The 11042-nt window shown below is 34.8% G+C and carries 9 protein-coding genes and 1 tRNA gene; 4 read left to right on the top strand and 6 right to left on the bottom strand.

Annotated elements, in window-relative coordinates; translation table 11 throughout:
* Together A9G36_RS10115 and A9G36_RS02345 are read left to right on the top strand one after the other, a co-directional pair.
* A partial coding sequence (locus tag A9G36_RS10115; RefSeq protein WP_176701005.1) for a hypothetical protein occupies positions 1 to 400 on the top strand: 400 nt, incomplete at its 5' end.
* A gap of 16 nt (positions 401 to 416) precedes the next feature.
* Positions 417 to 1241 (top strand): DUF6708 domain-containing protein, encoded by an 825-nt coding sequence (locus tag A9G36_RS02345; protein ID WP_065585355.1) that lies wholly within the window; start codon positions 417 to 419, stop codon positions 1239 to 1241.
* Positions 1242 to 1894: 653 nt separating this feature from the next.
* Here the strand turns inward: A9G36_RS02345 and A9G36_RS10110 are convergent.
* From A9G36_RS10110 to yajC, 5 genes are all read right to left on the bottom strand, one after another.
* Positions 1895 to 2059, bottom strand: a complete 165-nt coding sequence (locus A9G36_RS10110; RefSeq protein ID WP_176701004.1) for a hypothetical protein — start codon at positions 2057 to 2059, stop codon at positions 1895 to 1897.
* Positions 2060 to 2435: 376 nt separating this feature from the next.
* Positions 2436 to 2511, bottom strand: a tRNA-Ala gene (locus A9G36_RS02340).
* Between the two features lie 125 nt (positions 2512 to 2636).
* Positions 2637 to 3632: a protein translocase subunit SecF gene (secF, locus tag A9G36_RS02335; protein WP_065569201.1), complete on the bottom strand. Its 996-nt coding sequence runs from the start codon at positions 3630 to 3632 to the stop codon at positions 2637 to 2639.
* 15 nt (positions 3633 to 3647) lie between these two features.
* Complete coding sequence (secD, locus tag A9G36_RS02330; RefSeq protein WP_080715889.1) at positions 3648 to 5504, bottom strand: protein translocase subunit SecD; 1857 nt, start codon at positions 5502 to 5504, stop codon at positions 3648 to 3650.
* 60 nt (positions 5505 to 5564) lie between these two features.
* Positions 5565 to 5897 (bottom strand): preprotein translocase subunit YajC, encoded by a 333-nt coding sequence (yajC, locus tag A9G36_RS02325; protein WP_034945990.1) that lies wholly within the window; start codon positions 5895 to 5897, stop codon positions 5565 to 5567.
* Positions 5898 to 6444: 547 nt separating this feature from the next.
* Here yajC and A9G36_RS02320 point away from each other — a divergent pair.
* Positions 6445 to 7491 (top strand): SEL1-like repeat protein, encoded by a 1047-nt coding sequence (locus tag A9G36_RS02320; protein WP_051825232.1) that lies wholly within the window; start codon positions 6445 to 6447, stop codon positions 7489 to 7491.
* A gap of 74 nt (positions 7492 to 7565) precedes the next feature.
* Here A9G36_RS02320 and ppc read toward each other — a convergent pair whose 3' ends face one another.
* The gene (gene ppc, locus A9G36_RS02315) at positions 7566 to 10211 is read right to left on the bottom strand and encodes a phosphoenolpyruvate carboxylase (RefSeq protein ID WP_065585354.1); all 2646 of its coding nucleotides are present in this window, start codon (positions 10209 to 10211) and stop codon (positions 7566 to 7568) included.
* Positions 10212 to 10549: 338 nt separating this feature from the next.
* Here ppc and A9G36_RS02310 point away from each other — a divergent pair, with 338 nt between their 5' ends.
* The gene (locus tag A9G36_RS02310; protein WP_034945997.1) at positions 10550 to 11041 is read left to right on the top strand and encodes an NADH-quinone oxidoreductase subunit J family protein; all 492 of its coding nucleotides are present in this window, start codon (positions 10550 to 10552) and stop codon (positions 11039 to 11041) included.
* The last annotated feature ends 1 nt before the right edge of the window (position 11042 follow it).

Raw genomic sequence — 11042 nt, 5'->3', positions numbered from 1 at the left:
CTTTAATATCAGTTCAACAGGGGTAAATAACCACTCAGTAGTGGCGCACTCCCCAATCCACCTAAACGAAGATAAAGCCAAAGAAACCCTAAAAATCACCGAATATGTCACCACCGATAAAAACTATTTTATCGACCATTATGAAGCAAAAACCTTTAAAACCCTCACTCAGGGCAAAGCGGTATGGCAATCTAATTTTACCGATATTGAAAAAATCGAAGTAAAAGAGCCAGCTCCTAACCAGCCAGAAAGTCACCTAACGGTAATAACCTGGGTAGCGGGCACCTTTGCTTATGATCTAATAAATAACTATCAAATCAATATCAGCCCTAATGCACAAGATGATAACGAAATCCCGCTTATCATTAATCGAAGCAGCAACCAATTTCACGATGAATAAATAAAAGGAGAATAAAATGCCATCAAAATACCGCCCACAAATTCTTGGTTGGTTTGGGGATCTAGATAAAGGTCCTTATAGTGTACCTTTGCATGACGATCGCTTAAGTTATGCCAATAATACCTATTGTGCCTTTATTCGTCAGATTCCTTCTGATCAAGCTTTTTATTTATGTATTCATATGATTATTGTTATCTTTCTATGCCCGACAATAGTTTTATTATCTATATTAATTTATTTATGTAATCCAATTTTAGAAACTAAATTATTTTTGGCAACATTAGTTGGAGTAATAGCAAGTTGTTGTGCTGTATATTATGCTGTTCCTCAACTATATCATTATCTGTTCTCCCGCCGTGGCAGCCCCATTATATTCAATCGTAAAACCGGTAAAGTCTATGTTAACGAAAGTTACTTTTTTAACTTTAAGTTTTTACATCACCCTTCGGTATTTTTACAACCGAAAAAACGCCGAATAAAAGAATATGATTGGGACGATTTGCACGGTGTTATTATTCATAATATGTCACGTAATGCCTTAAGTTCAACCGTGTTAATGGTCTGCCAACCGGGCACGCACCAAGTGATAGATCATATTATGTTAGATCCTATGCGAGCCGGTGCAGGAAGTACATTTGTTTGGGGGTGGATCAATAGTTTTATGGTGCATTATAAATCTGCCAATATCGATGACGGCGAATATAAGTCAGATCAAGAAGCGGAATTTAAAGCCCATAGGATTGAAGGGCAAGGTTGGCCCGAATGGATGGTCGAAGCGTTTAATGCCACATCGCAAGAAGAGCTCGCCGAAATCAAACAACGACACCATATAACGGAATAACCCAGATGATTAAGGAATAATTATGCCATCAAAATTCCATAAACACGTTTAATAAAAAAGTTTTGAATCATAAAAGCTTATTTGCTTTTCTAAACAAAGTTTATAGTAAAGGAAATAAACCGCTAATCCCAAAAGTTTAAAACTTAAATTCAAAATAGTTATGACAAAGCTCACGCTATGATTAAAGTAAAAAGCAATACTTGTTTTTAATTAGAATCCATTTAATTTACATATCTCAATGATTTTTATAGAAAAGATGGGGATTTTGGTAGAATGCTATAAATTAAATCCATTCTAATTATTATTTATTAAAAATCAACAAGTTAAATTTCTTTAAAAATTTGAAAAATCTGGTAGAATTTATCGAACGCTATAACTGTAAATAAAACAGATAGCTATATTTAGAGTGTTCCCTGTATACACAGGGATAAACCGCAAGAATCGAAGTAGATAAATCTGAATATGAAGTGTTCTCTGTATACACGGAGATAAAATCTTCTCAGACTTTAGGTAAAGAATTGAAGTGCGTAACTTAGTTTCGATTTACAATTTTTATCGATGCTTGAAAACGTAACCCAAATATGTAGCGCGCTACAGTTAATGATTTATTAGTTTTAAATGATGATTATCAGACAATGAGGCATGTCCTTAGCTTACTCGCTTAATAAAGTATCCCCACCAATTAAGCATGATTCTGCGTTGTTCTCGGTAGGTAGCTCGGTTATAAGTTCTCCTCGCTCTATAGTATCGGCATAGGCAAGCGCTACTTCAATAATATTCGCATCAAATCTTTGCCCATTTAGCAGAGCTAATACCATTTATTAGGTAACATTAAGCAACGTGTTGGTAATTTCGATTCTAGCCATAGCAAGAGCTTGCATGAATTAGGAAAGTTTTTGTTCGTTTATGGTTGTTATTTGCCCTTTTATCGTTTTTTGAAAGCGTTTTTTATTTTGGTTACAAGGTTGGCATCAATCAAGCCTATATTCACCGCATAAAACATAATTTCATTAATACGCTGACAAAGTCTTTTAATCTGAAAACGGTTTTTCATCAACATAGAAGCGTAAATGTAGCTCTGTTGTGTTTTACTTTTTTTAAGGGGTTTTCAGTTGCCCCTTCACTAAGTTTAACTTTAATCTAACTAAAGGCTATTTTTTAATAGGCTTTAAAGAATCTTACAGGATATTGATTTGGTGGAGCCAAGGGGGATCGAACCCCTGACCTCAACGCTGCCAGCGTTGCGCTCTCCCAGCTGAGCTATGGCCCCAAGTAGAAAGGAATAAAACAGTGGTTAATAATATGCAACAAGATGATAAGTGTCAATCTATTTGAAATTAGATGTCTAAAGAACAATCAAATAAAACTCTGCCGACAACGACAGAGTTTAGATAACTAACGAATCATTGGAGCTTGATCTGCACCTTCTGCTTCAATTTTAGGAGGCATAAAGTGTTCGCGTTTGACACCTAATTTAAGTGACATATACGCTGCCACATATATAGAGGAAATTGTACCAAGCACAATCCCTACACCTAATGTTTCAGAAAAGCCTTTTAACATTGATCCACCAAAGATATACAAAATAATCACGACGGCAAGAGTTGTACCTGATGTCATCAAGGTACGATGCAATGTTTGTGTTAATGAGATATTAATAACATCATAAGGTTCTGCTCGTCGAATTTTTCTAAAATTCTCACGAATTCGGTCGAAAACGACAATGGTATCATTAAGTGAATAACCAATTATCGATAACATTGCAGCAATAATGGTTAAGTCTAATTCACGTTCAAACAGTGCTAGGTAACCTGCTGTTATCACAACATCATGTGCTAATGCTACAACCGCTCCCGTACCAAATCGCCATTCAAAACGAAATGCAATGTAGATCAAAATACAAATTAATGCAGCACAGATCGCCAAAATACCATCTTGAGCAAGTTCGGCACCTACAGTTGGACCAATAAACTCGATACGTTTAATTTGTGCATTTTCATCAAGTTGTTTATGTACTAAATTCGATATTTTGGTGCCTAATGCATTATCGATTTCTGATGATACATTGCTTTTTTCTTCATTAGTTGTTGCTAATCGAATGATAATGTCTTTACTGCTACCATAATATTGTACAACAGGTTCATGATAACCAGCTTTACGTAAGCTGTTGCGAAGATCATCAAGATTTACCGCTTTGGTTACGGTTAATTCAACTGTTGTTCCCCCTGTAAAGTCTTGTCCTAAATTGAATCCTTTATCAAAAATAACCATAAAGGAAACAATAACTAATAGCATTGAAATAAAAAAAGCAATAAAGCCAAATTTCAAAAAGTCGAGGACTCTGCGGCCATGATTCAATTCTCTTACATCATGATTTTCGTTTTTATAAATAATCACAATAAACCTCTAAATTGATAACTTATTAACACGACGACCGCCATAAATAAGGTTGGCTAGCGCTCGAGTACCTACAATCGATGTAAACATTGATGTTAAGATACCTATGCCTAATGTAATAGCAAAACCTTTTATTGATCCAGTACCAACAGCATAAAGAATAACCGCTGTGATTAAGGTTGTGATATTGGCATCGAAAATACTACTCCAAGCCCCAGCATACCCTTCATTAATTGCATGCTGAACACTACGCCCATTGCTGAGTTCTTCTTTTATTCGTTCATTAATCAGTACGTTAGCATCAACTGCCATACCAACAGTTAATACAATTCCAGCAATACCTGGCATACTTAATGTTGCCCCAGGCAGTAATGACATTGCACCAACAATTAAAATTAAGTTAGCAACTAAAGCTAGGCTAGCAAATAAACCAAATAGGCGATACATGACCAACATGAAGATAACTGAGATCAGTAACCCCCATACGCAAGATTCTAAACCTTGAGTTATGTTTTCTTGCCCCATTGATGGTCCAACAGTACGTTCTTCAATAATTTGAATTGGTGCTATTAATGCCCCTGCACGTAATAGTAAGGATAAGTTTTTTGCTTCATCAATGTTGCTAATACCTGTCACTTGGAATCGATTACTAAAAATACCTTGAATTGTGGCGACGTTGATAACGCGTTCTTGTTTTTCAAGAATTGGTTTACCATTTTCATCACGTTTACCGGTATCTTTATATTCAACAAATAGTGTTGCCATTGGTTTATGAAGATTTTTTTGGGTAAAATCAAGCATGGTTTTACCACCCAAGCTATCAAGAGTAATCGATACTTCTGATTGGCCATATTCATTAACTCTATAAGATGAGTCAGTAATATGATCCCCTGTCAATACAATGCGTTTGTAAAGTAGTACTGGTCTACCATTTTCCATATACTGTAATTCAGAACCGTAAGGAATGCGCATATCCCCATTGATGATAGCAGCTAAATTGGCTGATGCTTCATCATTTACTTGCCTAAATTCAAGTGTTGCTGTCGCACCTAAAATACGTTTAGCCAGTGCTGTATCTTGAATGCCAGGTAGTTCAACGACGATTCGATCCGATCCTTGGCGCTGAACGATTGGTTCTGCTACACCAAGTTGGTTTACTCGGTTACGTAGTATTGTGGTATTTTGCTGTACAGCAGCATTTTTAGATTGTAGTAAACGCGGCTCACTAACTGTCAATACAATGCGGTCTTCGCTTTGAGAAACAACTTTAAAATCTTGTAATCCATTAATTTTGGTAATTGCTTTGTTACGATCTTCTGTATTGTCAAATTGCATAACAATTTGTTGGTTGTTATCTTTGCTCAGTGCGTTGTATTTTAATTTGCTCTTTTCAAACTCAATTTTTATGTTTTCAATAGACTGCTCGATAAGTTTATTTAATGCAGCTGTCATATCGACTTCCATTAAGAAGTGAACCCCACCGCGCAAATCTAGTCCTAATTTCATCGGTGCTGCACCTAGCCTTGAAAGCCATTTAGGTGTTGCTGGGGCTAGGTTTAAAGCAACCGTATATTCATTACCTAGCTTGTCTGAAATAAGTTCTTTGGCTTTAAGTTGTGTATCGTTATCGCCAACACGGATTAAAATTGATTTATTTTCAAAGACGACAGATTTTGGTTCGATATGATTATCTGTGAGAAGTTTTTGGATTGTATCTCGCGTGGCTATGTTAACTTCGGCATTAGTCGAGCCTGAGATCTGTATAGCGGGATCTTCACCATAAATATTTGGAAGTGCATAAAGAAGGCCGGCGCAAATCACGACGACCAACATAATGTACTTCCACAAAGGGTAGCGGTTTAACACGACATATTCTCTTGTGGAATTAAGTTATCAATACAATGAACTATAATCGATAATTTCATCTTATAGCGATTTCATTGTCCCTTTTGGTAATACTGATGTGATAAAGTCACGTTTGATTATAACTTCAGTCGAATCATTTAATTCTAGTGCGATATAACCATTTTCGTTAACTTTTGATACACGCCCAATAAGTCCACCATTTGTTAACACTTCATCACCTTTTGAAATAGAAGCCATCAAATCACGATGTGCTTTAGCGCGTTTTTGTTGAGGGCGCATAATCATAAAGTAGAAAAATAACCCAAAAACGACTAGCATAATAGGTAAAAAATAAGGATTGCTTTCAGCTGCTTGCCCATCTGCGGCATACGCTTGATTGATAAAAAAGTCCATATTGGTCCTCTAAATTCAAGATTATTTTAAAGGCCGAAATTATAACACAATAAATATATCAATTATTAACTATTTCTTGTCAAAATGTTTCTTGCATTCGGTATTTATGCCTCTTGAAATATCCAAGTTTATTCGCTTTTCAAATATGAATATTACTAATTATAATAAATAATTCTATAGTTCATTACGTTACTTGCTTTATATCAATTACCTTTTTGATATTTTATTACTTCATTATAATAAGTATAATTTATATACTAAATTTACCAATTAATGAGTTAGCACTTTTTAAGTGTTTCAATTATTTTGTGCTAAAGTATATATAATATGTGCCAATTTCTATTGAAATAGGATAAATTTTATATATTATAAAGTTAAGGTTTTGCCTTTTATTTGTTGACTTCATTTCTAAATCACTTTACCTACGATCAGTTTTTATCCGAATACTGATCAAATATAAACTAATCAGTTTTGGCATTAAACAATAATTGTTTCATCTCAAATCATTTATGTATAATTAATATCAACCTTATTTGACTAAAAAATTATGAGAAAATTAAACATCTTATTAGCATTAATCTTACACTTTTCATTCGGTGTAATAGCTAATGAAACTAAAATACAATTTGATACCCAGCTAAAAATTACTGATCCAAGTTTATTACGCATTTCGGCTGAAAAAGGTGATGCTGAAGCACAATATTCACTTGCTAATATTTATAAACAAGGGTTAGGCGTTAAGGAGAATGACGCCAAAGCTATATTTTGGTATAAAAAATCAGCAGAAAAAGGTTTGGCGAAAGCACAAAATAATTTAGCTTATATGTATCAAAACGGTTTAGGGACTAACCGTGATTTGTTTACCGCCTTTAGATATTTTAAATTAGCCGCCGATCAAGGTTATGCTTTAGCTAAATATAATGTAGCGTTAATGTATAAAAATGGAGAAGGTGTAGTCAAAAATACTTTAAGTGCTATTGACTATTTTAAGCAAGCTGGCGATGAGGGAATTTTTGATGCCTATCTTAATTTAGGTATCATGTATTTTTTTGGTGATGGCGTTAAAAAAGATAGTATCGCTGCTGCTGATTGGTTTAGTAAAGCAGCGAAAGATAATAACCCAGAAGCTCAATATTATTTAGGTTTGATGTCAGAAAATGGCGACGGTTTAACTCAAAATTACGTTGCGGCTAACTATTTTTATACGCAATCAGCAGAGCAAGGTTATGTATTGGCAATGTATAATTTGGGTGTTATTTATGCAACAGGTGCCGGTACTAAAGCTGATAACTCCCAAGCCGCTTACTGGTTTACTCGGGCAGCAGAAGCAGGTAATGTTGATGCCCAATTTAATATTGGTGTTATGTATGATGTTGGTAGTGGCGTGCCTAAAAATATTCAAAAAGCAATAGAATGGTACAATAAAGCAGCAGAACAAGGCAGTGTAGATGCTCAATATAATTTGGGCGTAAAATATTTAGCTGGCGATGGGGTTGCTCAAAGTAAAGTCCGTGCTATTTATTGGTTTACCAAAGCGAGTGAACAAGGTGACCAAAATGCTAAGGCTTATTTAAATAATTTGTTAACTAAATAATTGCTAACAAAAAAGGGCTTTTTGCCCTTTTTATTTTTTTGACTTCGGTCTGAATCGATTTTTGCTAAATTAAGTTATCCTGAATTACGCATACCTGCAGCAATACCAGAGATTGTGATCATTAATCCTTGTTCAACAGTGGTATTTTCCTCATTGCTACATCGACGAGAGCGGCTTAGCAATTCAGCTTGTAATAAATTAAGCGGTTCAATATAGGTATTACGTAAAGCAACGGATTCGGCAATCCAAGGCAAATCAGCCATTAAACTAATATCATCGGTAATCATTAATACGGTATTGATGTCTTGTGCTAATAAATTCCGTAATTCTTCCCCTAGAGACCACATAGCAGGATCGACTAACCTTTGTTCATAATATTCATGAATATTAGGTTCAGCTTTTGCATAAACCATTTCTAACATACCTAGGCGTGCGTTAAAAAATGGCCAGTTGTGATACATTTCTTTAAGCAGCTCTTTTTTGCCTTTTTCAATCATTAATTTTAGTGCACTACCGGCACCAAGCCATGATGGAAGCATTAAACGGTTTTGTGTCCATGCAAAAATCCATGGAATTGCACGTAAACTTTCTATTCCTCCACCCGTTCTACGTTTTTGTGGCCTTGAACCTAGTGGTAATCTACCCAATTCTGCTTCTGGTGTTACGGCTCTAAAATAATCGACAAACTCCTTACGTTCTCTAACAAAATGGCGGTAGCATCGACATGAAAAATCAGACATTTCGTCCATAATACTTCGCCACGTTTGTTTAGGTTCAGGTGGTGGTAGTAAGTTAGCTTGTAAAATAGCTGAAGCATATAGCATTAAGCTGCTAAGAGCGACCTCAGGTAGACCAAGTTTAAACCGGATCATCTCGCCTTGTTCAGTGACTCTAAGCCCTCCTTTTAATGATCCTGGCGGCTGTGATAGTAACGCGGCATGAGCAGGAGCCCCGCCACGGCCAATCGATCCGCCTCGACCATGAAATAGCACGAGATTAATCTTATATTTTTCAAATAAGCCAACTAATTCCTCTTGGGAATGGTATTGTGCCCAAGATGCAGCAAGTGTTCCAGCATCTTTAGCCGAATCAGAATAACCGATCATTATCATTTGCTTACCCTGAATTTTTTCACGATACCAAGGGATATCTAATAATTTTTCCATGACCGATTTTGCATTATTTAAATCTTCTAATGTTTCAAATAATGGCACTATAGGAATATTTTTATGGCAATCAACTATTTTTAGTAGCAAATAAACCGCTAAAATATCAGAAGGGGCTTTAGCCATTGAAATCACATAAGATGCAATGGCTTCTTCACCTGCTTTTTTTATAACTCGACATGTATCGAGTACTTCATTGACCATTTCATTAGGTTGCCAGTTATATGGCAATAGGGGGCGCTTAGATTTCAATTCCGTTAATAAAAATGCTTGTTTTTCATTTTCTGTCCATTGCGTGTAGCTCCCTAAATTAAGTTCTTTTGTTAGTGCATCAAGCGCATCGGTATGCACAGAACTATCTTGGCGAATATCTAATCGTACTAGTTGTAAACCAAAGCTTTTTATACGCCGCAGTGTGTCTAATAATGGACCGTGCGCTATTGTCGACATACCTTTCTCTATTAATGATTCATAGCATGTATAAAGTGGGTGCCAGAGCTGTTCATTTTTAATCAAAATATCAGAAGGCGGTAACACCTGTTCATTATTGAGTGTTGATATAATATAACTGTGTGTTTTAATAAGACGAGAACGTAACTGTTTCATTATTGCACGATAAGGTTCTGATGTCTTTTTATTATCTTCATCAAGCAGATCGATAACCGATTGATTACATTTCGTCATTGATAATTCACGAACTAATATTTGGATATCAGCTAAGAACAATTCAATCGCTTTCAATCTGGCTTGTAACATTACTTTTTCAGTCACTTCAGCAGTTACATTTGGGTTACCATCTCGATCCCCCCCCATCCAAGAAGTAAATTTTATTGGCACATGATCTACAGATAATTGTTCATTAAATGCATCAACAATTTGATCATTAAATTCACGAAGAAATAGAGGTACGCCTTCCCATAAGCTATCTTCGATTACAGAAAAGCCCCATTTGGCTTCATCAAGTGGCGTTGGGCGTTTTTTTCGTATTTCATCTGTATACCACGCTTGGCAAACAAGCTGTTTTAAACGTCGTTTTATGCGTTCAATCTCATAATCAGCGAGATCATTATGATCAAGTTGTGATAAACAGTTATTGATTGCTGTGTATGTATTAATCATAGTTCGTCGATTAATTTCTGTCGGATGTGCTGTTATCACTAATTCAATGGATAATTCTTTAATTGCTTGTGTAATTGTCTGATTTGAAAAATTAAGGTTTTTTAATGTTCGAAATAAGTCAGCCATTTTTTTGGGGCTACTGGCTGCCTCACCATGTGGAGAAATACCATAATATTCTGCTGCTGTATTTACCATATTTAAAAAATGATTGAATGCACGAGCAACATGTAATAAATCCTTATCATTAAGATTTTCAATCAATTTAAGTAATTCAGTATGAGATTGCTTATTCCCTTTTTGTGCCGATTTTGATAACTGTCTGATTTTTTCTACTAAATTAAATGTTTCATCTCCTGTTGCTCGTTTAATTGCATTGCCCAGTAAAGTACCTAACATATTGACGTTGCTTCGCATTGAGGAGTATTTGCTATTCATGATATTCTCGTTTTGTTGATATTATGCCTAAGCAACTTTAAGTTGTATGGTAAAATTCGCCATTTAAAGAAGTAGGTATAAATTTAGTTATTTTGCTTAAGTTACATACTTTATAACAATGTAGCATTGAATTTAAATAATAAAATTTTATGTTTTTTATTTTTTTATTATTTTTATTATATTAAAAATACTTAAACGTATAACTAATAACACCTCGTTAATATCGGATTTTTATATTCAATATTTTAAATATCTGTTTTTTCATGAATAACTCACCTGTATCTTGCCTTAATTTCAGTATATACTAGCGTTATTGTGAATGCATATTGGATTATTTGATGATCGCTGTTTTTTATATTGCGTCGATTATTGCTGTCTTTGCTAGTATTAAAGTGATTTGTAGCTTACGTGTAGATAAAGCTATTTTGTATCTTACTATTTCATTTTTTGCCACGGCATTGATTTTTATTTTGCTTGGTACTTATTTGTCTGTTGTTTTATATACGCTTTTATTTATTGGTGGAACAGTAACGTTATTTATTTTGGTTGCAAATATCCTTCAAATTCGTATAGATAATGTTGAAACGAGTAGGAATGGTATAAGCCCTAAAATATGGTTAGTGCCATTAGTGTTAGCCTTTATTCTTTTGGTTATGTTAATTTACGGAGTAGTAAGTACTGACTATACACAGTTTAAAGAACCCCAAGAGTTAACTCATGAAATGTCAATATATGCTTACATTTTGATGGTTGAGTTAGCCGTTTTTCTATTATTGGGCGCTGCTGTAATTGCGTATCATTTTATGCATCGATTCTTATCGGAGAAATAAT

It is taken from the genome of Gilliamella sp. Choc6-1, assembly GCF_001690385.1.
Taxonomy (GTDB): Bacteria; Pseudomonadota; Gammaproteobacteria; order Enterobacterales; family Orbaceae; genus Gilliamella; species Gilliamella apicola_A.
The sequence above is the reverse complement of the archived record's forward strand: the minus strand, read 5'-3'. Positions and strand labels throughout refer to the sequence as shown.